Genomic DNA, 25,953 nt, shown 5'->3' with positions numbered 1-25,953 from the left:
GACACTCAAGACGGTATCTCAACTATTACAGTTAATCTTCTCTATCAATGGTTTTTGCCATGGAGAATAAGGATTGCAAAAATATACTTTTCGTTCAGATTTTGGCAATAGTTGTTCATGATTGGTAAATTCTTTGCCATTATCTAACGTTATGCTTTTGATTATATGCGACAATTGTTTAAGTTTTTTATTCATGTTACCAATCACATCTTGTGTTCTTTTTGAACGGTTTAAAGTGAGAAACACTTTTTGTGTTCTGATATCCACAAGAGCGCCTATATTACGACTTTGATTACCTTTGTTAAAAGTTAAATCACCTTCTAAATGACCTATTGCTGCTATCTTTCTATTTATCTCTGGTCTTTCAGTAATGGAAACTCGATTTGGTATTGTAATTCTTTTGTTTCTGATTCTTGTACCATGATGCAACCTATTTTTCCTTTTTCTTGCTAAAGATAAATATAATTTTTGCCTTTGTGCTATAGGAGATGTATAAATAAACTGGTATATACTCTCTGTAGAAATATTGACAGTATCTCGTGATAGTTTACGTCTACCTGAAATTATATCTGGTGAAATACCCTGTGTTAACTGCTTTATTATTTCTGCTCGTAAATTATTATCAATATCTAATTTTCTTTTTCTCTTACCTTGCCTTAAACTGCAAGCAAGTGTGTTAGCCCTATCTGGTCTATAATTATGCCTCATTCTCTTGAGTTCATAACATATAGTGCTTTTATCACGGCCAATCTTTGTCCCTATATATCGCGAGCTATAACCACTCTTATTCATTTCGTATATTTTAAATCTTTCATCTATCGTTAAATGAGCCATGATATATCTATATTTAAATGATGCTCCTCGCAGCAGAGCTACGAGGTATCTAAAAAAGTTTTAGTTGTTTCTTATGATATCACGAAGCAGAGCTTCGGGGAATTAAACCCTGAGAGATTAAAAATTGATTATATCTGGCTTAATTAATTAGTCTATCCGCCAAAAACACTTCAAATCCTGATCATTTGTAATGGGATAGAGTTTTGACAACAAATTGCTAAGATTTTCAATAAAAATTAATAAGTTATGTTAATTTTTACTGATACATTTCTGTGTTGGTCTAATTTTGATATGGAGCTATTGTTAACGATTTTTTATCGTTCATCTAGTTTTTGCATGATGATATTTTTGATTTATGTGGAGTTAGACACGATTTGTAAATGATTTGCAATGCATCGTAAATTCAAACCAATAGCAGAGATTATTGGATTGATAATATCTCCTATCATACCTTTCAAGAAGTTTCTACCCATCCGACCATATTGCTTTAAGTGACCTATTATTGGTTCTATGGCACTGCGTCTCTTGATCATAGACTTGTCCTCTTGTAACAACTTCTTCCGCGTTTTTGGGGTATATACCTTACTCTTCTCCTTTACATTGCTACCACTATACCCAAGATCAACAAATGATTTCTTTATCTTGATTCCAGTGACACTCTCTACTGCTTCAAAGCTCTGATGCAATGTATGACCATCATAAGGATTATTATGAAACGATTTTGCGGATAAAACAAAATTTCTACGACCACTTACTACTACCGCTACTTTATTGCCAAACTCATATGGCTTGTTGCGTTTTCCCTTTCCTATACACTCTACTTCAGGGGCATGAAAACTATATAATACTTTGTTATCTTCTTTATATTGCTTTTTAGCTTCTCTTTTTAAAACAGATTGGTTATGTATTTGTTTTATTTTTTGCAATACTTCTTGATTTTTGAGAGACAAGTTTAATTGCTTATTTTTGATCTCACGCTCACATACTCTAATCAAACGACCCAGTAATATTTTTAAATGCTTCATTATTTTCCAACGCTTCTTGGCTTTACTATGTTCTTTATATTTCCATAGCTTTACTATATCGCGTTTATAGGTTCTAGCGTATGTTTCATTCAAATGTATACCCAAACTGTTGCAAAGCTTTACTATGCTAAGCCTAGCTTTATCCATTAAATAAACATCGTGTGGGTGTTTGATATTCTTAATTTGTACAGTCGTATCAGCGATGATTAATTCCAAATCTTTTTTTTTAATTGTGTTAGTTTTTATCCCAACCCTGATCAACTCCGATAATATCTCATTATATCCAGCTTCACCTAATACACTACGAAACCGTCGTATACTAGTTTCCGAGATAGCTATGTCTTTTTCTATATATTCCCACCCGCAGAAATACTGCCAATACATATTCTCTTTTAGCTCTTCCTCTGATAATGAATCTGAAAAATTATACATTGCTTGTAGCATCGTTATGCCAAGCATCACTCTATGACATTTTCTATAGCTAACGCGAAAAGGTTTTTACCATAGTTTTTGTATTTACTCACATATTCACCAGATCTAAATCCTATTAAACATTGCTGGACTAACTTTAAAAACTGTTTACATAAAATTATTGATCAATGCCTAAGTTTTTCCTAATATGTGGTAGAAACATTTCCGTGTTAGCTATATTTCTACCAAATTTCTTAATACAAACATTTTTTGATAACCACTCTTCGAGCCTAGACCAATTTATTAATTCTCTTAATTTATATAGCTTATTATTTGGGTTTAATTCTTCTTTTAATTTATAACCAAACAGTTTCCCTTGTTCTTGCGATTTGATAATGTTGTCTATTGGCATTGACTGAAATCCATAAGGTTTATGACCATATTTTATCATTTTCTTACGGATTGTTGTATTACTTCTTGTCTTAAAACCATATTATCTATAAGGCTTGTAGAGTTTTGGCGGACGGACTAATTATAGAACTTTCCTTTCTCCTTCTGTATAACTTGAATCTTGGAAATATGCATGATATTCCTTTAAACTGTTTTTAGTGATAATAGCCGCACTAGCATGACCATCAAATAATAATGCTATAAGTATTATCTGCGATGATGACTGATGAAATGATTTTAATAAGGTTGTTAAATATTTCTCCGTTATTATTATGGATACAGAATCTTTAAATTTGATATAATGACCACTGTTAATTATATAGGAATATAATGAATAATTTACACCGTAGTACGATACATCACGTGCATTAATACTCGATTGTCTTGCTTTGATCAGTTCTAGGGATTGCTTTGTGCTAATACTACTTGGTATTGCATTTTGAGATAATATTATACTAAATATTTTTAGGTTTTCTAATTCATCCTTTGATAACCAAGAATGCAGTTTTTTCAAAAATGCTGTTTTGAATATTATGGGATCTGATATTTTTAGTTTTAACTTTGCGTTTATTAATGCATGAAGTAAACGTTTGAATAAAGCTGGATTATCCAATAATGCAGTATAATCGACAACATTCATAGAATATAACGTACGTTCTGGAGGAGATGTGAGTGTATTAATACTATTGACATTTGATAATAAGAGTCTTTTGCAATGATTGTGTAAATTTTTGTTGAGCCTATATTAGAAGTAATTAAAAATATAGGTAACAGAAATGCAAATAGAGAAGAATAAAAAAATAAATGAAGCAATAGATTTGCTGATAGAAGGCGGAGTAGATTTAAAAACAGTACTAAGTCAGAATGGATTAATTAAGGAATTAACCAAGGGTATTTTAGAGCGAGCACTGCATGCTGAGATGTCAGAACATTTAGGTTATAGCAAGTATGATAGAGCTGAAACTGAGAATGCGAGGAATGGTAGTTTTAGTAAGAATCTGATTAGTGAGAATGGTACTATAGAGCTAAATGTTCCAAGAGACAGACAAGGTAAATTTGAACCTATAATAGTCTCAAAGAAACAAACAAGAATAGATGGCTTAGACCAAAAGATAATATCCTTATATGCGAAGGGTATGAGTGTGTCTGATATTAAAACACAATTGCAAGAATTATATGGAGCTGAGATCAGTGAGAGCCTAATCAGCAGGATTACAGATGAAGTAATAGATGAGGTCAAGATTTGGCAGAGTAGACCTCTTGAATCAGTATACCCTATAGTATATTTTGACTGTTTAGTAGTGAAAGTAAGACAAGATAAACTTATTATTAATAAATCAGTATATGTAGCTTTAGGAATAGATTTATCTGGCAGAAAGGATATTTTAGGCTTATGGATAAGTGAGAATGAAGGAGCTAAATTTTGGCTTGGTAATTTTACTGAAATGAAGAATCGAGGAGTAAAAGATATCTTAATTGCTTGTAGTGATAATCTAACTGGTATGTCTGATGCTATTGCATCAGTATATCCGAAAACTGAACATCAAATTTGTATTGTCCATCAGATCAGGAATAGCCTCAAATATGTATCATATAAAGATAGAAAGCAATTAGCAGCGGATTTGAAACTAATCTATACTTCTGCTACTGAAAAAGAAGCAGAATTAGCTCTTGAGTCATTTGATCAAAAATGGAGTAAGCAATATCCGCATATAGCTAAATCTTGGTATAATAATTGGGATAATTTGATAATTTTCTTGCAATATCCAAAGGAGATTCGTAAGATTATTTACACTACAAATGCGATAGAATCGCTGAATAGCCAATTGAGAAAAGTTACTAAGAATAAACGCATCTTTCCAAATGATGACGCAGTATTTAAAGTTTTATATCTGACAATTGATTATATTACCAAAAAATGGTCTATGCCTATCCCCAATTGGAATGAAGCTATGGCTCATTTTATGATCAAATTTGATGGTAGAATTTAATGGTTCACGAAATTTACACAATTGATGAGACAGAGCCGATAATAAAAAATAATCTATAATATCGTTAGGACTCTCAGCAGCTATATGAACTGGCAATTGTCCAATATTATTGCTCATGTGCATATAATGTTGCTTTAATTCAGGCGACAAGAGTTCTATTATCAATGGAATCATATACTCCTGAGTAAAGCCTATATGCTCTTTGGTCATTAGCACATTGATTAAATTATCACCCCATACATTTGTTTTGCAGAAGACAATATCAAATTGTAATGCATTTATTGTATCTTTAAACTTTTGAGATAAATCTTGAAGTTTGATCCTTGATATAGCTGCTTGTATTACATCATTAGCTCTAATGAAAAAATCATTATGCTGATCCGATATGGTGGTGTGGCCATTCTTTCTTAGAATATTGAGCACTTCCGTCCGAAATAAGTCATTCAGAAATAACCATAATGGTTTCTGTAATTTTTGTGTCAGAATATCAAGAATTCTTTGAGAGCCATCATGATAATTACTTTTTATTGAATTAACAAACGGTATTAATAAATTTACAATATTTCGTATAGCTGCTATTCGCACATTATTATGATAATTTTTACCAAAATTCATAGCCATAATATCTGAGATTGAATACCCTTCGTTATCTTTATCAGTGAAAGTTATTCGGTCCTTTAAAGTATGTGAATTTAAGAGTAATTCTAATGCTGTTACGCGAAGTGTTTTGATTGCCAATTGAATTGGAGTAAGACCCATATGATTTTTCTTATATATAGTTTGCGCAATCTTTGATTTTAGTTTCTCATATATCAATTCTAATGACTGTTCTAATATATATGGTTCTTGAGATTCATACCCTGATATTACATAATACTGCCACAGTGAATTGCCACCCTTATCTAGTTCTGTGAAACCAAAGTTATTCTGTTCCCAGTAATTGATAAATGGAATATTCCTGAATATAATTGCATCACATATAGCACTTTGTTGATAATGATTTTTGTAAGGTAATACTTCATATACTGCATTACATAACGTTAATACATACTTTACGTTATCATCATATTGTATTCTTGCTAAAATATGTGCAACATTATTAGCATATTTATCTACGATCCATTTATCATCAATATCAACGTTATTTATTTTAGTGACACTACTATAAAACGTTAAGAAGTTCTTATTGCAAATGAAAACCGCATTATAAAGAGGTCTATGACCTAAAGCATTATATTCCAATAAATACTCTATCCGCTGACCGAAATGTTTAAAAATTTTAAAACAATCTTGTACACTTATAGTGTTATCTAATGCAATAGCATGGAATATATTATTATTGAATCCAAATTCTTGTTTCAGCACATTAAAGTCTTGATTGTGTACTAAAGATAACTGGACTATGCTATTAATTTTTAGGGCTAATGCTTGATGATTGTTAAATTCCTCAAGTCTAATAAATTGTTGTGCTATAATAGTACCAACCTTCAGTATCCTAAGATCATTAACAATCAATTGCTCCAGTGCTGGATGTTTTCTAATAAAATCCAATAGATCGCTTCTGGTGTTATACCGACTATCATACGAGATTAACACTCGAACCAACACCTGATTTTCTAAATGAATTGCTTCACATAACAGTGTATTAACCCATGAATCATTATACAATGCTGGATCATATAATAGATCCACTTGAAGCTCTATATTATCCAATATATTTCTTAGCATTATCTCATCTTCAACATATGGTAATATCAGTACAATTTGGAAATAAAAGCTTTCTAACTCTTTTTTAAATATAGAATCATTCTTAAACGGTAATAATGCATTATAATAGTTCAGTAATTGATTTAGTACTCCTGCTTTAAATAAGGATGTTGACTTGAACATTTTTTCTGTTATACTCTCCTCACCAGTTGAGCGAGATACTAGAGAATGTAAAGTGGTATATTGTACTAATAAGTTTATAATTTCAGTTAGATTAATGTCTGCAGTACAAGGGGGTTGGTATTTTCGCTGAATAATATGCAGTACAACATAATAGGTGTGCGACCATCCTTGTCTTTTGTGTTGATATCCTTTTTGAAAGGTTTAATTAATTCAATTAGCTTTTGCTTTGATATATTATTAAGATTGTGTGATGATATTATATCGTCCGTCCGCCAAAACTCTACAAGCCTTATAGATAATATGGTTTTAAGACAAGAAGTAATACAACAATCCGTAAGAAAATGATAAAATATGGTCATAAACCTTATGGATTTCAGTCAATGCCAATAGACAACATTATCAAATCGCAAGAACAAGGGAAACTGTTTGGTTATAAATTAAAAGAAGAATTAAACCCAAATAATAAGCTATATAAATTAAGAGAATTAATAAATTGGTCTAGGCTCGAAGAGTGGTTATCAAAAAATGTTTGTATTAAGAAATTTGGTAGAAATAGAAAATGTCATAGAGTGATGCTTGGCATAACGATGCTACAAGCAATGTATAATTTTTCAGATTCATTATCAGAGGAAGAGCTAAAAGAGAATATGTATTGGCAGTATTTCTGCGGGTGGGAATATATAGAAAAAGACATAGCTATCTCGGAAACTAGTATACGACGGTTTCGTAGTGTATTAGGTGAAGCTGGATATAATGAGATATTATCGGAGTTGATCAGGGTTGGGATAAAAACTAACACAATTAAAAAAAAAGATTTGGAATTAATCATCGCTGATACGACTGTACAAATTAAGAATATCAAACACCCACACGATGTTTATTTAATGGATAAAGCTAGGCTTAGCATAGTAAAGCTTTGCAACAGTTTGGGTATACATTTGAATGAAACATACGCTAGAACCTATAAACGCGATATAGTAAAGCTATGGAAATATAAAGAACATAGTAAAGCCAAGAAGCGTTGGAAAATAATGAAGCATTTAAAAATATTACTGGGTCGTTTGATTAGAGTATGTGAGCGTGAGATCAAAAATAAGCAATTAAACTTGTCTCTCAAAAATCAAGAAGTATTGCAAAAAATAAAACAAATACATAACCAATCTGTTTTAAAAAGAGAAGCTAAAAAGCAATATAAAGAAGATAACAAAGTATTATATAGTTTTCATGCCCCTGAAGTAGAGTGTATAGGAAAGGAAAAACGCAACAAGCCATATGAGTTTGGCAATAAAGTAGCGGTAGTAGTAAGTGGTCGTAGAAATTTTGTTTTATCCGCAAAATCGTTTCATAATAATCCTTATGATGGTCATACATTGCATCAGAGCTTTGAAGCAGTAGAGAGTGTCACTGGAATCAAGATAAAGAAATCATTTGTTGATCTTGGGTATAGTGGTAGCAATGTAAAGGAGAAGAGTAAGGTATATACCCCAAAAACGCGGAAGAAGTTGTTACAAGAGGACAAGTCTATGATCAAGAGACGCAGTGCCATAGAACCAATAATAGGTCACTTAAAGCAATATGGTCGGATGGGTAGAAACTTCTTGAAAGGTATGATAGGAGATATTATCAATCCAATAATCTCTGCTATTGGTTTGAATTTACGATGCATTGCAAATCATTTACAAATCGTGTCTAACTCCACATAAATCAAAAATATCATCATGCAAAAACTAGATGAACGATAAAAAATCGTTAACAATAGCTCCATATCAAAATTAGACCAACACAGAAATGTATCAGTAAAAATTAACATAACTTATTAATTTTTATTGAAAATCTTAGCAATTTGTTGTCAAAACTCTATCCCATTACAAATGATCAGGATTTGAAGTGTTTTTGGCGGATAGACTATATCGTGTATTTGATGGGTCATATGAGCCTCAGGGTTTAAATAGATGTTTATTACAAGTTATGTAGACCCAGTTCATCAGCCAAGACTCTAAAGTCTTCATAGACATATAGGGCGCCTAGTTAAAAACAAGTGCTAAAAGTTAATCACCCTGCATTTTGTAAAATGGAGGGCTTAAGATTACGGCATAAATGCCTTCTGTAAGGGTATTTGTAGAAGTCAAGATTTGATCTTACAGACACTATAAATTTCGTACCTGATTGTCAGTTAAATTTTGACTGTCAGATACATATTCAAGATACAAGATTTCATTATTCTTTTCAACAGCTAATTTCTTACTATCCTTAAAAGTTTGCATAGGAGTTTTACCATAACAATATTTACCAGAATGAGGTCTTTCATTATTGAAATACTCTAGCCAGATATCAAGATCTAATTGTAGGTCATCAAGATTTGTATAAATCTTTTTCCGCATAGCTGTATCAAAGAATTCTTGTTTCATTGTTTTATTAAAACGCTCACACATACCGTTTGTTTGAGGAGAATATGCTTTAGTAGTAGTATGCTCTATACCTTCGATACTTAGAAATAATTCAAAAGCATGATGCTCTATATTCCCCTTATATTCTGACCCACGATCTGTAAGAATACGAAGTATTGGTATCCCTTGAGTCTCATACCATGGTAACACTCGGTCATTAAGCATATCAGCAGCAGTTAAAGCTGTTTTATCAGTATATAGTTTAACATCAGCTACTCTGCTGTAGCTATCAATAAATACCTGAGAATAAACCTTACCTATACCCTTAAAGTTGCCTACATAATATGTATCTTGGCATCCTAGATACCCTGGATGCTGTGTCTCAATTTCTCCATGAGCTTCTTTTTCATTACGACGCTTCTCTAGCACTTGTAATTGTGCCTCAGTAAGCACAATACCATCTTGAGCCATTTTTGCTTCTAATGCTTTAAGTCTTTTACTGATGTTGTTTAAATCATTACGTAACCAAATTGATCTTACTCCCCCAGGTGATACAAGTACACCAGTTTTTTTAAGCTCATTTGATACTCTTAGCTGACCATATGCTGGATATTCTATTGCCATATCTAGTACTGCTTTCTCTACAGCAGGATCAACTCTATTCGCTATTATTGGCTTTCTTCGACTAATTTCATACAACGCTTCTTCGCCACCAGTTTCATACAGTTCTTTAAATCTGTAATAACTATCTCTACTATATCCCATCGCTTTACATGCTGATGATATACTACCAAGGCTCTTAGCTAATTCAAGTAAACCTAATTTTGGTTTTATTATTTTTTGATTTAAGTTCATTCTTTATCTCCATTTAATAATTAATTTATTTTACTAAATGTAAGATATAATCTCAACTATTACAGGGTATTATATGATAAATCTAAGCCCTCTATCTTGTCTAATCCATGGGCTAATAATAAACTTTTTAATGATTTCTGATCATTTATACCTTTATTAGATAAATCAATAATTTGATCATCTGCAATAGCACCAGTTAATGTCATCTTAAACCAATCAGGCATAAAACGTATATTATCAGGCTCAGCAAAATTCATTATATCGAGTAACTCATCACCAAAGTGTGCACCGTACACTTTAGAACTATGTATTATATCAGCTTCAAGGGCACCGTCAAGTTAAGTAAGATCTTGTCAAGAAGAGCTATATTTTTAGATTTCAGGCAGCAAGAAGTCTTTGAGTCGCTTCATCCCAAATGTCTTTAGCGGATGCAAATGCAATTCTTTGTTCAGATGCTGTTTTAGTATATCTACCAACATTTACAGCAAATATATTTCTGACTTTTCCCATCAGTGATAATGTATATTGTGCTGAATTAGGATGCTTAAATTTAATCAGTATCTTTTCTTTTCGCCTAGTTGGTTGATGAGCATTCTCAACGCGATTATTTAGTCTCTTATGGGTACGATGCTCAGTTTTAGAACACATAAGCTTAATCGGTTTAATGTAACTCTTGAGCTTATCAGTAACAATTACTCTTGGAGTCGGATAATTACCCAATAATCTTGATAAAAAGCGAATAGCTGATTTCTTGTTGCGACGCTTCTGTAATAACACTTCTAATTCATGCCCCTCAGAGTCAACAGCTCTCCATAATATGAATACTTCGCCTTTGATCTTGATGCTCATCTCATCTAAATTGTAGAAGTCAAGATTTGATCTTACAGACACTATAAATTTTGCCCCTGATTGTCAGTTAAATTTTGACTGTCAGATACATATTTAGTCCGTCCGCCAAAACTCTACAAGCCTTATAGATAATATGGTTTTAAGACAAGAAGTAATACAACAATCCGTAAGAAAATGATAAAATATGGTCATAAACCTTATGGATTTCAGTCAATGCCAATAGACAACATTATCAAATCGCAAGAACAAGGGAAACTGTTTGGTTATAAATTAAAACAGGAGTTTCGCACTTAGCAAATAATATGCTAATCTAGAGAAAAATAGTTTTAGATAAAAATGACAAGATCAAAATGTAGCAAAGATTTATATAAATCATTCTTACAAGCAAGTAGTGTAAGATATACTAGCAAAGCATTATCTGAAGTAAGTCCATTAGATCTATCGCACGATAGTGCAAGTCGATGGTTAAAGAGTAAGGATTTTCGCCCTAGCGAAATCTATAGCAAAGTGTCAAAATATATTGATCTGGAAGATCCTTGTTTATTAGTAGGAGATGACACCTTATTGTCAAAGCAATACAGTAAGAGGATCGAGCTTGTAAATTATCAATATTCTGGGGCTGTACATGATGTTATACCTGGTATAGGAATGGTAAACTTACTGCATTACAATACTCAAATTGATCAATCTACTCCTGTAGATTATAGAATATATGATAAAGAAACTGATGGTAAAACAAAGAACGAGCATTTTTGTGATATGCTTACTTTAGCTAAAGAAAGAGGTATCAAGCCTGATGCTATAGTTATGGATGCTTGGTATAGTGGTTTGGATAATTTAAAACATATACGTAATTTAGGTTGGATATGGGTTACCAACCTAAGAAAAAATAGAAAAGTTAATCGTAATGTTAGCTTGGAAACTTTAGAGATTCCCGATGAAGGGCTAAAAATTCACCTACGTGGATACGGTTGGGTTACGGTATTTAAGTTTGTGGCAAAAAATGGTCGCATTGATTACATAACAACTAATTTAGAGAATCCTACACGTGAGCAAATAGAGAAAATTGTTAAGGCGCGTTGGTCTATAGAAGTTTATCATCGAGAATTGAAACAAACTTGTGGTATTGAATGCTGTCAGGCACGCACGGGTCGAGCTCAAAGAAATCATATTTGCCTTGCTGTATTGGCCTGGCTTGATATGAACAAAAGGAGGATAAATGAAAACATTACTTTATATCAACAAACTTGGGAAGTTATAAAAACATCAATTCAGAACAACATTAAATGGCTTCTAACTAATACACAATTTTGCTAAGTGCGAAACTCCTGTTAAAAGAAGAATTAAACCCAAATAATAAGCTATATAAATTAAGAGAATTAATAAATTGGTCTAGGCTCGAAGAGTGGTTATCAAAAAATGTTTGTATTAAGAAATTTGGTAGAAATAGAAAATGTCATAGAGTGATGCTTGGCATAACGATGCTACAAGCAATGTATAATTTTTCAGATTCATTATCAGAGGAAGAGCTAAAAGAGAATATGTATTGGCAGTATTTCTGCGGGTGGGAATATATAGAAAAAGACATAGCTATCTCGGAAACTAGTATACGACGGTTTCGTAGTGTATTAGGTGAAGCTGGATATAATGAGATATTATCGGAGTTGATCAGGGTTGGGATAAAAACTAACACAATTAAAAAAAAAGATTTGGAATTAATCATCGCTGATACGACTGTACAAATTAAGAATATCAAACACCCACACGATGTTTATTTAATGGATAAAGCTAGGCTTAGCATAGTAAAGCTTTGCAACAGTTTGGGTATACATTTGAATGAAACATACGCTAGAACCTATAAACGCGATATAGTAAAGCTATGGAAATATAAAGAACATAGTAAAGCCAAGAAGCGTTGGAAAATAATGAAGCATTTAAAAATATTACTGGGTCGTTTGATTAGAGTATGTGAGCGTGAGATCAAAAATAAGCAATTAAACTTGTCTCTCAAAAATCAAGAAGTATTGCAAAAAATAAAACAAATACATAACCAATCTGTTTTAAAAAGAGAAGCTAAAAAGCAATATAAAGAAGATAACAAAGTATTATATAGTTTTCATGCCCCTGAAGTAGAGTGTATAGGAAAGGGAAAACGCAACAAGCCATATGAGTTTGGCAATAAAGTAGCGGTAGTAGTAAGTGGTCGTAGAAATTTTGTTTTATCCGCAAAATCGTTTCATAATAATCCTTATGATGGTCATACATTGCATCAGAGCTTTGAAGCAGTAGAGAGTGTCACTGGAATCAAGATAAAGAAATCATTTGTTGATCTTGGGTATAGTGGTAGCAATGTAAAGGAGAAGAGTAAGGTATATACCCCAAAAACGCGGAAGAAGTTGTTACAAGAGGACAAGTCTATGATCAAGAGACGCAGTGCCATAGAACCAATAATAGGTCACTTAAAGCAATATGGTCGGATGGGTAGAAACTTCTTGAAAGGTATGATAGGAGATATTATCAATCCAATAATCTCTGCTATTGGTTTGAATTTACGATGCATTGCAAATCATTTACAAATCGTGTCTAACTCCACATAAATCAAAAATATCATCATGCAAAAACTAGATGAACGATAAAAAATCGTTAACAATAGCTCCATATCAAAATTAGACCAACACAGAAATGTATCAGTAAAAATTAACATAACTTATTAATTTTTATTGAAAATCTTAGCAATTTGTTGTCAAAACTCTATCCCATTACAAATGATCAGGATTTGAAGTGTTTTTGGCGGATAGACTATTTAAGATACAAGATTTCATTATTCTTTTCAACAGCTAATTTCTTACTATCCTTAAAAGTTTGCATAGGAGTTTTTCCATAACAATATTTACCAGAATGAGGTCTTTCATTATTGAAATACTCTAGCCAGATATCAAGATCTAATTGTAGGTCATCAAGATCTGTATAAATCTTTTTCCGCATAGCTGTATCAAAGAATTCTTGTTTCATGGTTTTATTAAAACGCTCACACATACCGTTTGTTTGAGGAGAATATGCTTTCGTAGTAGTATGCTCTATACCTTCGATACTTAGAAATAATTCAAAAGCATGATGCTCTATATTCCCCTTATATTCTGACCCACGATCTGTCAGAATACGAAGTATTGGTATTCCTTGAGTCTCATACCATGGTAACACTCGGTCATTAAGCATATCAGCAGCAGTTAAAGCTGTTTTATCAGTATCAGGAGTTTCGCACTTAGCAAAAAGTATGTTAATCTAGAGAAAAATAGTTTTAGATAAAAATGACAAGAACAAAATGTAGCAAGGACTTATATAAATCATTTTTACAAGCAAGTAGTGTCAGATATACTAGCAAGGCATTATCTGAAGTGAGTCCAGTAGATCTATCTCACGATAGTGCAAGTCGATGGTTAAAGAGTAAGGATTTTCGTCCTAGCGAAATCTATAAGGAAGTGTCAAAATATATAGATTGGGAAGCACCGTGTTTATTAGTGGGGGATGACACCTTATTATCAAAGCAATACAGTCAGAAGATTGAGCTTGTACGTTATCAATATTCTGGAGCTGTACATGATGTTATACCTGGTATAGGAATGGTAAACTTACTACATTACAATACTAAAATTGCTCAATCTACTCCCGTAGATTATAGAATATATGATAAAGACACTGATGGTAAAACAAAGAATGAGCGGTAAATTCCAGTATTAATTAAGCCAGATTTATATTTTCTTCCCATACCTCATTGGGTGTTTTATAACCGAGCACTTTTCTTGGTAAATTATTTAAAAAATTCTCAATTTCTTGTAATTGCTTTATTGTTAATTTTTTTATATCTAAAGATTTAGAGTATACTCTGTGCACCATTGAGTTAATCTTCTCTATCAATGGTTTTGGCCATGGAGAATAAGGATTGCAAAAATATACTTTTCGTTCAGATTTTGGCAATAGTTGTTCATGATTGGTAAATTCTTTGCCATTATCTAGTCTATCCGCCAAAAACACTTCAAATCCTGATCATTTGTAATGGGATAGAGTTTTGACAACAAATTGCTAAGATTTTCAATAAAAATTAATAAGTTATGTTAATTTTTACTGATACATTTCTGTGTTGGTCTAATTTTGATATGGAGCTATTGTTAACGATTTTTTATCGTTCATCTAGTTTTTGCATGATGATATTTTTGATTTATGTGGAGTTAGACACGATTTGTAAATGATTTGCAATGCATCGTAAATTCAAACCAATAGCAGAGATTATTGGATTGATAATATCTCCTATCATACCTTTCAAGAAGTTTCTACCCATCCGACCATATTGCTTTAAGTGACCTATTATTGGTTCTATGGCACTGCGTCTCTTGATCATAGACTTGTCCTCTTGTAACAACTTCTTCCGCGTTTTTGGGGTATATACCTTACTCTTCTCCTTTACATTGCTACCACTATACCCAAGATCAACAAATGATTTCTTTATCTTGATTCCAGTGACACTCTCTACTGCTTCAAAGCTCTGATGCAATGTATGACCATCATAAGGATTATTATGAAACGATTTTGCGGATAAAACAAAATTTCTACGACCACTTACTACTACCGCTACTTTATTGCCAAACTCATATGGCTTGTTGCGTTTTCCCTTTCCTATACACTCTACTTCAGGGGCATGAAAACTATATAGTCTATCCGCCAAAAACACTTCAAATCCTGATCATTTGTAATGGGATAGAGTTTTGACAACAAATTGCTAAGATTTTCAATAAAAATTAATAAGTTATGTTAATTTTTACTGATACATTTCTGTGTTGGTCTAATTTTGATATGGAGCTATTGTTAACGATTTTTTATCGTTCATCTAGTTTTTGCATGATGATATTTTTGATTTATGTGGAGTTAGACACGATTTGTAAATGATTTGCAATGCATCGTAAATTCAAACCAATAGCAGAGATTATTGGATTGATAATATCTCCTATCATACCTTTCAAGAAGTTTCTACCCATCCGACCATATTGCTTTAAGTGACCTATTATTGGTTCTATGGCACTGCGTCTCTTGATCATAGACTTGTCCTCTTGTAACAACTTCTTCCGCGTTTTTGGGGTATATACCTTACTCTTTTCCTTTACATTGCTACCACTATACCCAAGATCAACAAATGATTTCTTTATCTTGATTCCAGTGACACTCTCTACTGCTTCAAAGCTCTGATGCAATGTATGACCATCATAAGGATTATTATGAAACGATTTTGCGGATAAAACAAAATTTCTACGACCACTTACTACTACCGCTACTTTATTGCCAAACTCATATGGCTTGTTGCGTTTTCCCTTTCCTATACACTCTACTTCAGGGGCATGAAAACTATATAATACTTTGTTATCTTCTTTATATTGCTTTTTAGCTTCTCTTTTTAAAACAGATTGGTTATGTATTTGTTTTATTTTTTGCAATACTTCTTGATTTTTGAGAGACAAGTTTAATTGCTTATTTTTGATCTCACGCTCACATACTCTAATCAAACGACCCAGTAATATTTTTAAATGCTTCATTATTTTCCAACGCTTCTTGGCTTTACTATGTTCTTTATATTTCCATAGCTTTACTATATCGCGTTTATAGGTTCTAGCGTATGTTTCATTCAAATGTATACCCAAACTGTTGCAAAGCTTTACTATGCTAAGCCTAGCTTTATCCATTAAATAAACATCGTGTGGGTGTTTGATATTCTTAATTTGTACAGTCGTATCAGCGATGATTAATTCCAAATCTTTTTTTTTAATTGTGTTAGTTTTTATCCCAACCCTGATCAACTCCGATAATATCTCATTATATCCAGCTTCACCTAATACACTACGAAACCGTCGTATACTAGTTTCCGAGATAGCTATGTCTTTTTCTATATATTCCCACCCGCAGAAATACTGCCAATACATATTCTCTTTTAGCTCTTCCTCTGATAATGAATCTGAAAAATTATACATTGCTTGTAGCATCGTTATGCCAAGCATCACTCTATGACATTTTCTATTTCTACCAAATTTCTTAATACAAACATTTTTTGATAACCACTCTTCGAGCCTAGACCAATTTATTAATTCTCTTAATTTATATAGTCCGTCCGCCAAAACTCTACAAGCCTTATAGATAATATGGTTTTAAGACAAGAAGTAATACAACAATCCGTAAGAAAATGATAAAATATGGTCATAAACCTTATGGATTTCAGTCAATGCCAATAGACAACATTATCAAATCGCAAGAACAAGGGAAACTGTTTGGTTATAAATTAAAAGAAGAATTAAACCCAAATAATAAGCTATATAAATTAAGAGAATTAATAAATTGGTCTAGGCTCGAAGAGTGGTTATCAAAAAATGTTTGTATTAAGAAATTTGGTAGAAATAGAAAATGTCATAGAGTGATGCTTGGCATAACGATGCTACAAGCAATGTATAATTTTTCAGATTCATTATCAGAGGAAGAGCTAAAAGAGAATATGTATTGGCAGTATTTCTGCGGGTGGGAATATATAGAAAAAGACATAGCTATCTCGGAAACTAGTATACGACGGTTTCGTAGTGTATTAGGTGAAGCTGGATATAATGAGATATTATCGGAGTTGATCAGGGTTGGGATAAAAACTAACACAATTAAAAAAAAAGATTTGGAATTAATCATCGCTGATACGACTGTACAAATTAAGAATATCAAACACCCACACGATGTTTATTTAATGGATAAAGCTAGGCTTAGCATAGTAAAGCTTTGCAACAGTTTGGGTATACATTTGAATGAAACATACGCTAGAACCTATAAACGCGATATAGTAAAGCTATGGAAATATAAAGAACATAGTAAAGCCAAGAAGCGTTGGAAAATAATGAAGCATTTAAAAATATTACTGGGTCGTTTGATTAGAGTATGTGAGCGTGAGATCAAAAATAAGCAATTAAACTTGTCTCTCAAAAATCAAGAAGTATTGCAAAAAATAAAACAAATACATAACCAATCTGTTTTAAAAAGAGAAGCTAAAAAGCAATATAAAGAAGATAACAAAGTATTATATAGTTTTCATGCCCCTGAAGTAGAGTGTATAGGAAAGGGAAAACGCAACAAGCCATATGAGTTTGGCAATAAAGTAGCGGTAGTAGTAAGTGGTCGTAGAAATTTTGTTTTATCCGCAAAATCGTTTCATAATAATCCTTATGATGGTCATACATTGCATCAGAGCTTTGAAGCAGTAGAGAGTGTCACTGGAATCAAGATAAAGAAATCATTTGTTGATCTTGGGTATAGTGGTAGCAATGTAAAGGAAAAGAGTAAGGTATATACCCCAAAAACGCGGAAGAAGTTGTTACAAGAGGACAAGTCTATGATCAAGAGACGCAGTGCCATAGAACCAATAATAGGTCACTTAAAGCAATATGGTCGGATGGGTAGAAACTTCTTGAAAGGTATGATAGGAGATATTATCAATCCAATAATCTCTGCTATTGGTTTGAATTTACGATGCATTGCAAATCATTTACAAATCGTGTCTAACTCCACATAAATCAAAAATATCATCATGCAAAAACTAGATGAACGATAAAAAATCGTTAACAATAGCTCCATATCAAAATTAGACCAACACAGAAATGTATCAGTAAAAATTAACATAACTTATTAATTTTTATTGAAAATCTTAGCAATTTGTTGTCAAAACTCTATCCCATTACAAATGATCAGGATTTGAAGTGTTTTTGGCGGATAGACTATATAGCTTATTATTTGGGTTTAATTCTTCTTTTAATTTATAACCAAACAGTTTCCCTTGTTCTTGCGATTTGATAATGTTGTCTATTGGCATTGACTGAAATCCATAAGGTTTATGACCATATTTTATCATTTTCTTACGGATTGTTGTATTACTTCTTGTCTTAAAACCATATTATCTATAAGGCTTGTAGAGTTTTGGCGGACGGACTATATAATACTTTGTTATCTTCTTTATATTGCTTTTTAGCTTCTCTTTTTAAAACAGATTGGTTATGTATTTCAGGAGTTTCGCACTTAGCAAATAATATGCTAATCTAGAGAAAAATAGTTTTAGATAAAAATGACAAGATCAAAATGTAGCAAAGATTTATATAAATCATTCTTACAAGCAAGTAGTGTAAGATATACTAGCAAAGCATTATCTGAAGTAAGTCCATTAGATCTATCGCACGATAGTGCAAGTCGATGGTTAAAGAGTAAGGATTTTCGCCCTAGCGAAATCTATAGCAAAGTGTCAAAATATATTGATCTGGAAGATCCTTGTTTATTAGTAGGAGATGACACCTTATTGTCAAAGCAATACAGTAAGAGGATCGAGCTTGTAAATTATCAATATTCTGGGGCTGTACATGATGTTATACCTGGTATAGGAATGGTAAACTTACTGCATTACAATACTCAAATTGATCAATCTACTCCTGTAGATTATAGAATATATGATAAAGAAACTGATGGTAAAACAAAGAACGAGCATTTTTGTGATATGCTTACTTTAGCTAAAGAAAGAGGTATCAAGCCTGATGCTATAGTTATGGATGCTTGGTATAGTGGTTTGGATAATTTAAAACATATACGTAATTTAGGTTGGATATGGGTTACCAACCTAAGAAAAAATAGAAAAGTTAATCGTAATGTTAGCTTGGAAACTTTAGAGATTCCCGATGAAGGGCTAAAAATTCACCTACGTGGATACGGTTGGGTTACGGTATTTAAGTTTGTGGCAAAAAATGGTCGCATTGATTACATAACAACTAATTTAGAGAATCCTACACGTGAGCAAATAGAGAAAATTGTTAAGGCGCGTTGGTCTATAGAAGTTTATCATCGAGAATTGAAACAAACTTGTGGTATTGAATGCTGTCAGGCACGCACGGGTCGAGCTCAAAGAAATCATATTTGCCTTGCTGTATTGGCCTGGCTTGATATGAACAAAAGGAGGATAAATGAAAACATTACTTTATATCAACAAACTTGGGAAGTTATAAAAACATCAATTCAGAACAACATTAAATGGCTTCTAACTAATACACAGGCTCTGTCTCATCAATTGTGTAAATTTCGTGAACCATTAAATTCTACCATCAAATTTGATCATAAAATGAGCCATAGCTTCATTCCAATTGGGGATAGGCATAGACCATTTTTTGGTAATATAATCAATTGTCAGATATAAAACTTTAAATACTGCGTCATCATTTGGAAAGATGCGTTTATTCTTAGTAACTTTTCTCAATTGGCTATTCAGCGATTCTATCGCATTTGTAGTGTAAATAATCTTACGAATCTCCTTTGGATATTGCAAGAAAATTATCAAATTATCCCAATTATTATACCAAGATTTAGCTATATGCGGATATTGCTTACTCCATTTTTGATCAAATGACTCAAGAGCTAATTCTGCTTCTTTTTCAGTAGCAGAAGTATAGATTAGTTTCAAATCCGCTGCTAATTGCTTTCTATCTTTATATGATACATATTTGAGGCTATTCCTGATCTGATGGACAATACAAATTTGATGTTCAGTTTTCGGATATACTGATGCAATAGCATCAGACATACCAGTTAGATTATCACTACAAGCAATTAAGATATCTTTTACTCCTCGATTCTTCATTTCAGTAAAATTACCAAGCCAAAATTTAGCTCCTTCATTCTCACTTATCCATAAGCCTAAAATATCCTTTCTGCCAGATAAATCTATTCCTAAAGCTACATATACTGATTTATTAATAATAAGTTTATCTTGTCTTACTTTCACTACTAAACAGTCAAAATATACTATAGGGTATACTGATTCAAGAGGTCTACTCTGCCAAATCTTGACCTCATCTATTACTTCATCTGTAATCCTGCTGATTAGGCTCTCACTGATCTCAGCTCCATATAATTCTTGCAATTGTGTTTTAATATCAGACACACTCATACCCTTCGCATATAAGGATATTATCTTTTGGTCTAAGCCATCTACAGGAGTTTCGCACTTAGCAAAAAGTATGTTAATCTAGAGAAAAATAGTTTTAGATAAAAATGACAAGAACAAAATGTAGCAAGGACTTATATAAATCATTTTTACAAGCAAGTAGTGTCAGATATACTAGCAAGGCATTATCTGAAGTGAGTCCAGTAGATCTATCTCACGATAGTGCAAGTCGATGGTTAAAGAGTAAGGATTTTCGTCCTAGCGAAATCTATAAGGAAGTGTCAAAATATATAGATTGGGAAGCACCGTGTTTATTAGTGGGGGATGACACCTTATTATCAAAGCAATACAGTCAGAAGATTGAGCTTGTACGTTATCAATATTCTGGAGCTGTACATGATGTTATACCTGGTATAGGAATGGTAAACTTACTACATTACAATACTAAAATTGCTCAATCTACTCCCGTAGATTATAGAATATATGATAAAGACACTGATGGTAAAACAAAGAATGAGCATTTTTGTGATATGCTTACTTTAGCTAAAGAAAGAGGTCTCAATCCTGATGCCATAGTCATGGATGCTTGGTATAGCGGGTTGAAGAATTTAAAACATATACGTAATTTAGGCTGGCTATGGGTTACCACCCTAAGGAAAAATAGAAAAGTTAATCATAATGTTAGCTTGGAAAGTTTAGAGATACCCGATGAGGGGCTAAAAATTCACCTACGTGGATACGGTTGGGTTACGGTATTTAAGTTTGTGGCAAAGAATGGTCGCATTGATTACATAACAACGAACTTGGACAATCCCACACGTGAGCAAATAGAGAAAATTGTTAAGGCACGTTGGTCTATAGAGGTTTATCATCGAGAATTAAAACAAACTTGTGGTATTGAACGCTGTCAGGCACGCACGGGCCGAGCTCAAAGAAATCATATTTGCCTTGCAGTATTTGCCTGGCTTGATATGAATAAAAGGAGGATAAATGAAAACATTACTTTATATCAACAAACTTGGGAAGTTATAAAAACATCAATTCAAAACAATATCAGATGGCTTTTAACTGATTCGCAACTTTGCTAAGTGCGAAACTCCTGATCTATTCTTGTTTGTTTCTTTGAGACTATTATAGGTTCAAATTTACCTTGTCTGTCTCTTGGAACATTTAGCTCTATAGTACCATTCTCACTAATCAGATTCTTACTAAAACTACCATTCCTCGCATTCTCAGTTTCAGCTCTATCATACTTGCTATAACCTAAATGTTCTGACATCTCAGCATGCAGTGCTCGCTCTAAAATACCCTTGGTTAATTCCTTAATTAATCCATTCTGACTTAGTACTGTTTTTAAATCTACTCCGCCTTCTATCAGCAAATCTATTGCTTCATTTATTTTTTTATTCTTCTCTATTTGCATTTCTGTTACCTATATTTTTAATTACTTCTAATATAGGCTCAACAAAAATTTACACAATCATTGCAAAAGACTCAATACACAATTTTGCTAAGTGCGAAACTCCTGTATTTGTTTTATTTTTTGCAATACTTCTTGATTTTTGAGAGACAAGTTTAATTGCTTATTTTTGATCTCACGCTCACATACTCTAATCAAACGACCCAGTAATATTTTTAAATGCTTCATTATTTTCCAACGCTTCTTGGCTTTACTATGTTCTTTATATTTCCATAGCTTTACTATATCGCGTTTATAGGTTCTAGCGTATGTTTCATTCAAATGTATACCCAAACTGTTGCAAAGCTTTACTATGCTAAGCCTAGCTTTATCCATTAAATAAACATCGTGTGGGTGTTTGATATTCTTAATTTGTACAGTCGTATCAGCGATGATTAATTCCAAATCTTTTTTTTTAATTGTGTTAGTTTTTATCCCAACCCTGATCAACTCCGATAATATCTCATTATATCCAGCTTCACCTAATACACTACGAAACCGTCGTATACTAGTTTCCGAGATAGCTATGTCTTTTTCTATATATTCCCACCCGCAGAAATACTGCCAATACATATTCTCTTTTAGCTCTTCCTCTGATAATGAATCTGAAAAATTATACATTGCTTGTAGCATCGTTATGCCAAGCATCACTCTATGACATTTTCTATTTCTACCAAATTTCTTAATACAAACATTTTTTGATAACCACTCTTCGAGCCTAGACCAATTTATTAATTCTCTTAATTTATATAGCTTATTATTTGGGTTTAATTCTTCTTTTAATTTATAACCAAACAGTTTCCCTTGTTCTTGCGATTTGATAATGTTGTCTATTGGCATTGACTGAAATCCATAAGGTTTATGACCATATTTTATCATTTTCTTACGGATTGTTGTATTACTTCTTGTCTTAAAACCATATTATCTATAAGGCTTGTAGAGTTTTGGCGGACGGACTATATAATACTTTGTTATCTTCTTTATATTGCTTTTTAGCTTCTCTTTTTAAAACAGATTGGTTATGTATTTGTTTTATTTTTTGCAATACTTCTTGATTTTTGAGAGACAAGTTTAATTGCTTATTTTTGATCTCACGCTCACATACTCTAATCAAACGACCCAGTAATATTTTTAAATGCTTCATTATTTTCCAACGCTTCTTGGCTTTACTATGTTCTTTATATTTCCATAGCTTTACTATATCGCGTTTATAGGTTCTAGCGTATGTTTCATTCAAATGTATACCCAAACTGTTGCAAAGCTTTACTATGCTAAGCCTAGCTTTATCCATTAAATAAACATCGTGTGGGTGTTTGATATTCTTAATTTGTACAGTCGTATCAGCGATGATTAATTCCAAATCTTTTTTTTTAATTGTGTTAGTTTTTATCCCAACCCTGATCAACTCCGATAATATCTCATTATATCCAGCTTCACCTAATACACTACGAAACCGTCGTATACTAGTTTCCGAGATAGCTATGTCTTTTTCTATATATTCCCACCCGCAGAAATACTGCCAATACATATTCTCTTTTAGCTCTTCCTCTGATAATGAATCTGAAAAATTATACATTGCTTGTAGCATCGTTATGCCAAGCATCACTCTATGACATTTTCTATTTCTACCAAATTTCTTAATACAAACATTTTTTGATAACCACTCTTCGAGCCTAGACCAATTTATTAATTCTCTTAATTTATATAGCTTATTATTTGGGTTTAATTCTTCTTTTAATTTATAACCAAACAGTTTCCCTTGTTCTTGCGATTTGATAATGTTGTCTATTGGCATTGACTGAAATCCATAAGGTTTATGACCATATTTTATCATTTTCTTACGGATTGTTGTATTACTTCTTGTCTTAAAACCATATTATCTATAAGGCTTGTAGAGTTTTGGCGGACGGACTATCTAACGTTATGCTTTTGATTATATGCGACAATTGTTTAAGTTTTTTATTCATGTTACCAATCACATCTTGTGTTCTTTTTGAACGGTTTAAAGTGAGAAACACTTTTTGTGTTCTGATATCCACAAGAGCGCCTATATTACGACTTTGATTACCTTTGTTAAAAGTTAAATCACCTTCTAAATGACCTATTGCTGCTATCTTTCTATTTATCTCTGGTCTTTCAGTAATGGAAACTCGATTTGGTATTGTAATTCTTTTGTTTCTGATTCTTGTACCATGATGCAACCTATTTTTCCTTTTTCTTGCTAAAGATAAATATAATTTTTGCCTTTGTGCTATAGGAGATGTATAAATAAACTGGTATATACTCTCTGTAGAAATATTGACAGTATCTCGTGATAGTTTACGTCTACCTGAAATTATATCTGGTGAAATACCCTGTGTTAACTGCTTTATTATTTCTGCTCGTAAATTATTATCAATATCTAATTTTCTTTTTCTCTTACCTTGCCTTAAACTGCAAGCAAGTGTGTTAGCCCTATCTGGTCTATAATTATGCCTCATTCTCTTGAGTTCATAACATATAGTGCTTTTATCACGGCCAATCTTTGTCCCTATATATCGCGAGCTATAACCACTCTTATTCATTTCGTATATTTTAAATCTTTCATCTATCGTTAAATGAGCCATGATATATCTATATTTAAATGATGCTCCTCGCAGCAGAGCTACGAGGTATCTAAAAAAGTTTTAGTTGTTTCTTATGATATCACGAAGCAGAGCTTCGGGGAATTAAACCCTGAGAGATTAAAAATTGATTATATCTGGCTTAATTAATTATAGAACTTTCCAACATTTGATGAACGAACATTAGAATTACCCATGACGAATATTAAAATTACCCATTTTTGAGTAAAAAATATTGTCTAAAGTGTTACATTATTATCCTCCGATTTTATAGTTAATTTTTTGCCTTTAGCTGTAGCGATTCTATAACTTTCAGTATTGAGTTCAAGAATTGAAGAATGGTGAACCAATCTGTCAATAACTGCTGACGTAGTCATTTCATCTTTAAAAATAGTATTCCATTTTGCAAAAACTAAATTGCTAGTAATTAATACACTACGCATTTCATAACGTTCAGCTAATAAGGTAAATAAAACATCAGTTTCTTCACGATTATATGGTACATATGATATATCATCAATTATCAATATTTCAAAATAATCGAATTTTTTAATAATTTGCTTAAGTTTTAAACTAAGCTTTGCTTCTAGTAATTGTTGAACCAAATTAGCTGCTGTTGTATATAATACACGTCTACCAGCAAGACACCACTCACGTGCTAAACCTATACTAAGATGACTTTTGCCAGTGCCAGGATTACCAAAAATAAGTATATTTTCATAGCGATCCATAAATTCTCCTTGTGCAAGATATTGGATCTTAGTTGGCGATAATCCTGGGATACGCTTAATATCAAAGTTGCTTAATAACTTATCTCGAGAGAGTTTTGCTTGCTTCAGCAATCTGGCAATACGTTGTTGTTGTCTATGTTCTAACTCACGTATGGCTAACTCCTGTAGATAATCTATATATGTTTTCTTTTCTTGCTCAAAGCTTTCTGCAACTGATTTATAGCACGATGCAAAAGTAGGTAAGCAAAGGTTCTTGAGTAAATTATTTAGCGGTTGCGGAGTTATTATCTGTTTACTCATGCAACCTCCATTGTTTTAAAGCAATGTAATTGATCATATTCAGACAGTATTGGTTGATTAATTTTTACTGAACAAACAGTTTGAGTCTGGCTATTTAGTAAATCTGTAATATGATCAATTATTGGCTCAATCTTCTTTTCTAATAGCACTTCTAATGCAGTAACTACATTCAATTCT

At 32.4% G+C, this 25,953-nt stretch carries 21 protein-coding genes and 8 pseudogenes; 9 read left to right on the top strand and 20 right to left on the bottom strand.

The genetic code is table 11. The annotated features are described in order from the left end of the window. Positions 1–30: 30 nt before the first annotated feature. From AAHI98_RS15490 to AAHI98_RS15475, 4 genes and pseudogenes are all read right to left on the bottom strand, one after another. Positions 31–834: pseudogene (locus AAHI98_RS15490) on the bottom strand (IS30 family transposase); the annotation flags it as partial. Between the two features lie 353 nt (positions 835–1,187). After that, positions 1,188–2,321, bottom strand: coding sequence for an IS5 family transposase (locus AAHI98_RS15485; RefSeq protein ID WP_342226403.1), 1,134 nt, complete (start codon positions 2,319–2,321; stop codon positions 1,188–1,190). Positions 2,322–2,448: 127 nt separating this feature from the next. Further along, on the bottom strand, positions 2,449–2,721 hold the full coding sequence (locus AAHI98_RS15480) for a hypothetical protein (RefSeq protein WP_342226402.1): 273 nt from the start codon (positions 2,719–2,721) through the stop codon (positions 2,449–2,451). Between the two features lie 81 nt (positions 2,722–2,802). Next, positions 2,803–3,360 (bottom strand): hypothetical protein, encoded by a 558-nt coding sequence (locus tag AAHI98_RS15475; RefSeq protein ID WP_342226401.1) that lies wholly within the window; start codon positions 3,358–3,360, stop codon positions 2,803–2,805. 136 nt (positions 3,361–3,496) lie between these two features. Between AAHI98_RS15475 and AAHI98_RS15470 the strand changes: the two genes are divergently transcribed. After that, positions 3,497–4,711, top strand: a complete 1,215-nt coding sequence (locus AAHI98_RS15470) for an IS256 family transposase (protein WP_342224662.1) — start codon at positions 3,497–3,499, stop codon at positions 4,709–4,711. Here AAHI98_RS15470 and AAHI98_RS15465 read toward each other — a convergent pair. Further along, a complete protein-coding gene (locus AAHI98_RS15465; protein ID WP_342226400.1) occupies positions 4,607–6,601 on the bottom strand; it encodes a hypothetical protein in 1,995 nt (664 codons plus the stop codon). The two genes, AAHI98_RS15470 and AAHI98_RS15465, sit on opposite strands and share 105 nt — an antisense overlap. Before the next feature lie 341 nt (positions 6,602–6,942). Between AAHI98_RS15465 and AAHI98_RS15460 the strand changes: the two genes are divergently transcribed. After that, entirely contained in the window at positions 6,943–8,304 is a 1,362-nt protein-coding gene (locus tag AAHI98_RS15460; RefSeq protein WP_342226399.1) for an IS5 family transposase, read from the top strand. A 444-nt stretch (positions 8,305–8,748) separates the two neighbouring features. Here AAHI98_RS15460 and AAHI98_RS15455 read toward each other — a convergent pair whose 3' ends face one another. The 3 genes from AAHI98_RS15455 to AAHI98_RS15445 form a co-directional block, all read right to left on the bottom strand. Next, entirely contained in the window at positions 8,749–9,843 is a 1,095-nt protein-coding gene (locus AAHI98_RS15455) for an IS481 family transposase (protein WP_342225236.1), read from the bottom strand. 59 nt (positions 9,844–9,902) lie between these two features. After that, positions 9,903–10,049, bottom strand: a complete 147-nt coding sequence (locus AAHI98_RS15450; RefSeq protein WP_342226398.1) for a hypothetical protein — start codon at positions 10,047–10,049, stop codon at positions 9,903–9,905. A 172-nt stretch (positions 10,050–10,221) separates the two neighbouring features. Further along, the gene (locus AAHI98_RS15445; protein ID WP_342226397.1) at positions 10,222–10,734 is read right to left on the bottom strand and encodes a DDE-type integrase/transposase/recombinase; all 513 of its coding nucleotides are present in this window, start codon (positions 10,732–10,734) and stop codon (positions 10,222–10,224) included. Between the two features lie 294 nt (positions 10,735–11,028). Between AAHI98_RS15445 and AAHI98_RS15440 the strand changes: the two genes are divergently transcribed. Together AAHI98_RS15440 and AAHI98_RS15435 are read left to right on the top strand one after the other, a co-directional pair. Then, positions 11,029–12,009, top strand: coding sequence for an IS701 family transposase (locus AAHI98_RS15440; RefSeq protein WP_342224656.1), 981 nt, complete (start codon positions 11,029–11,031; stop codon positions 12,007–12,009). Next, entirely contained in the window at positions 12,003–13,289 is a 1,287-nt protein-coding gene (locus tag AAHI98_RS15435; protein ID WP_342226396.1) for an IS5 family transposase, read from the top strand. The genes AAHI98_RS15440 and AAHI98_RS15435 overlap by 7 nt, the downstream gene beginning before the upstream one ends. A gap of 202 nt (positions 13,290–13,491) precedes the next feature. Here AAHI98_RS15435 and AAHI98_RS15430 read toward each other — a convergent pair. Continuing rightward, positions 13,492–13,938: pseudogene (locus tag AAHI98_RS15430) on the bottom strand (integrase core domain-containing protein); the annotation flags it as partial. Between the two features lie 62 nt (positions 13,939–14,000). Between AAHI98_RS15430 and AAHI98_RS15425 the strand changes: the two are divergent. Further along, positions 14,001–14,411: pseudogene (locus tag AAHI98_RS15425) on the top strand (IS701 family transposase); the annotation flags it as partial. A gap of 19 nt (positions 14,412–14,430) precedes the next feature. Here AAHI98_RS15425 and AAHI98_RS15420 read toward each other — a convergent pair. The 3 genes and pseudogenes from AAHI98_RS15420 to AAHI98_RS15410 all read right to left on the bottom strand — a co-directional run. Further along, positions 14,431–14,706 (bottom strand): annotated as a pseudogene (locus tag AAHI98_RS15420) (transposase); the annotation flags it as partial. A 202-nt stretch (positions 14,707–14,908) separates the two neighbouring features. Next, positions 14,909–15,412, bottom strand: a complete 504-nt coding sequence (locus AAHI98_RS15415) for a transposase (RefSeq protein WP_342224861.1) — start codon at positions 15,410–15,412, stop codon at positions 14,909–14,911. A 190-nt stretch (positions 15,413–15,602) separates the two neighbouring features. Then, complete coding sequence (locus AAHI98_RS15410; protein ID WP_342226393.1) at positions 15,603–16,850, bottom strand: IS5 family transposase; 1,248 nt, start codon at positions 16,848–16,850, stop codon at positions 15,603–15,605. A 65-nt stretch (positions 16,851–16,915) separates the two neighbouring features. Between AAHI98_RS15410 and AAHI98_RS15405 the strand changes: the two genes are divergently transcribed. Further along, positions 16,916–18,277 carry an IS5 family transposase gene (locus tag AAHI98_RS15405; protein WP_342224717.1) on the top strand — a complete coding sequence of 454 codons (1,362 nt, stop codon included), beginning with the start codon at positions 16,916–16,918 and terminating at the stop codon, positions 18,275–18,277. Between the two features lie 162 nt (positions 18,278–18,439). Here AAHI98_RS15405 and AAHI98_RS15400 read toward each other — a convergent pair whose 3' ends face one another. Next, positions 18,440–18,613: a hypothetical protein gene (locus AAHI98_RS15400; protein WP_342226392.1), complete on the bottom strand. Its 174-nt coding sequence runs from the start codon at positions 18,611–18,613 to the stop codon at positions 18,440–18,442. Positions 18,614–18,678: 65 nt separating this feature from the next. Between AAHI98_RS15400 and AAHI98_RS15395 the strand changes: the two genes are divergently transcribed. Both AAHI98_RS15395 and AAHI98_RS15390 read left to right on the top strand, forming a co-directional pair. After that, entirely contained in the window at positions 18,679–18,801 is a 123-nt protein-coding gene (locus tag AAHI98_RS15395) for a hypothetical protein (protein WP_342226391.1), read from the top strand. Positions 18,802–18,823: 22 nt separating this feature from the next. Then, positions 18,824–19,795, top strand: a pseudogene (locus tag AAHI98_RS15390) (IS701 family transposase); the annotation flags it as partial. A gap of 36 nt (positions 19,796–19,831) precedes the next feature. Here AAHI98_RS15390 and AAHI98_RS15385 read toward each other — a convergent pair. Further along, positions 19,832–20,731: pseudogene (locus AAHI98_RS15385) on the bottom strand (IS256 family transposase); the annotation flags it as partial. A gap of 59 nt (positions 20,732–20,790) precedes the next feature. On the opposite strand from AAHI98_RS15385, the gene AAHI98_RS15380 reads away from it, so the two are divergent. Further along, complete coding sequence (locus tag AAHI98_RS15380) at positions 20,791–21,771, top strand: IS701 family transposase (protein ID WP_342224818.1); 981 nt, start codon at positions 20,791–20,793, stop codon at positions 21,769–21,771. A 14-nt stretch (positions 21,772–21,785) separates the two neighbouring features. On the opposite strand, the pseudogene AAHI98_RS15375 reads toward AAHI98_RS15380, so the two are convergent. From AAHI98_RS15375 to AAHI98_RS15350, 6 genes and pseudogenes are all read right to left on the bottom strand, one after another. After that, a pseudogene (locus tag AAHI98_RS15375) lies at positions 21,786–22,100 on the bottom strand (transposase); the annotation flags it as partial. A 93-nt stretch (positions 22,101–22,193) separates the two neighbouring features. Further along, complete coding sequence (locus AAHI98_RS15370; protein ID WP_342226387.1) at positions 22,194–23,021, bottom strand: transposase; 828 nt, start codon at positions 23,019–23,021, stop codon at positions 22,194–22,196. 46 nt (positions 23,022–23,067) lie between these two features. Further along, the gene (locus tag AAHI98_RS15365) at positions 23,068–23,976 is read right to left on the bottom strand and encodes a transposase (RefSeq protein WP_342224860.1); all 909 of its coding nucleotides are present in this window, start codon (positions 23,974–23,976) and stop codon (positions 23,068–23,070) included. A gap of 76 nt (positions 23,977–24,052) precedes the next feature. Further along, positions 24,053–24,748: pseudogene (locus tag AAHI98_RS15360) on the bottom strand (IS30 family transposase); the annotation flags it as partial. A 236-nt stretch (positions 24,749–24,984) separates the two neighbouring features. Further along, a complete protein-coding gene (gene istB / locus AAHI98_RS15355; RefSeq protein WP_342225796.1) occupies positions 24,985–25,776 on the bottom strand; it encodes an IS21-like element helper ATPase IstB in 792 nt (263 codons plus the stop codon). After that, positions 25,773–25,949, bottom strand: coding sequence for a hypothetical protein (locus tag AAHI98_RS15350; protein WP_342224661.1), 177 nt, complete (start codon positions 25,947–25,949; stop codon positions 25,773–25,775). The genes istB and AAHI98_RS15350 overlap by 4 nt, the downstream gene beginning before the upstream one ends. Positions 25,950–25,953: the final 4 nt, after the last annotated feature.

The organism is Rickettsia endosymbiont of Urophora cardui (assembly GCF_964030725.1).
In the GTDB taxonomy this organism is placed as follows: Bacteria; Pseudomonadota; Alphaproteobacteria; order Rickettsiales; family Rickettsiaceae; genus Rickettsia.
This window is presented reverse-complemented; position numbering and strand designations above follow the sequence as displayed.

Coding starts and splice junctions, on each gene's coding strand:
- AAHI98_RS15480 (WP_342226402.1), bottom strand. CDS start 2,721: ATGATAAAATATGGTCATAAACCTTATGGATTTCAGTCAATGCCAATA.
- AAHI98_RS15475 (WP_342226401.1), bottom strand. CDS start 3,360: ATGAATGTTGTCGATTATACTGCATTATTGGATAATCCAGCTTTATTC.
- AAHI98_RS15470 (WP_342224662.1), top strand. CDS start 3,497: ATGCAAATAGAGAAGAATAAAAAAATAAATGAAGCAATAGATTTGCTG.
- AAHI98_RS15465 (WP_342226400.1), bottom strand. CDS start 6,601: ATGTTCAAGTCAACATCCTTATTTAAAGCAGGAGTACTAAATCAATTA.
- AAHI98_RS15460 (WP_342226399.1), top strand. CDS start 6,943: ATGATAAAATATGGTCATAAACCTTATGGATTTCAGTCAATGCCAATA.
- AAHI98_RS15455 (WP_342225236.1), bottom strand. CDS start 9,843: ATGAACTTAAATCAAAAAATAATAAAACCAAAATTAGGTTTACTTGAA.
- AAHI98_RS15450 (WP_342226398.1), bottom strand. CDS start 10,049: ATGACATTAACTGGTGCTATTGCAGATGATCAAATTATTGATTTATCT.
- AAHI98_RS15440 (WP_342224656.1), top strand. CDS start 11,029: ATGACAAGATCAAAATGTAGCAAAGATTTATATAAATCATTCTTACAA.
- AAHI98_RS15405 (WP_342224717.1), top strand. CDS start 16,916: ATGATAAAATATGGTCATAAACCTTATGGATTTCAGTCAATGCCAATA.
- AAHI98_RS15400 (WP_342226392.1), bottom strand. CDS start 18,613: ATGATAAAATATGGTCATAAACCTTATGGATTTCAGTCAATGCCAATA.
- AAHI98_RS15380 (WP_342224818.1), top strand. CDS start 20,791: ATGACAAGAACAAAATGTAGCAAGGACTTATATAAATCATTTTTACAA.
- AAHI98_RS15370 (WP_342226387.1), bottom strand. CDS start 23,021: ATGATAAAATATGGTCATAAACCTTATGGATTTCAGTCAATGCCAATA.
- AAHI98_RS15365 (WP_342224860.1), bottom strand. CDS start 23,976: ATGATAAAATATGGTCATAAACCTTATGGATTTCAGTCAATGCCAATA.
- istB (WP_342225796.1), bottom strand. CDS start 25,776: ATGAGTAAACAGATAATAACTCCGCAACCGCTAAATAATTTACTCAAG.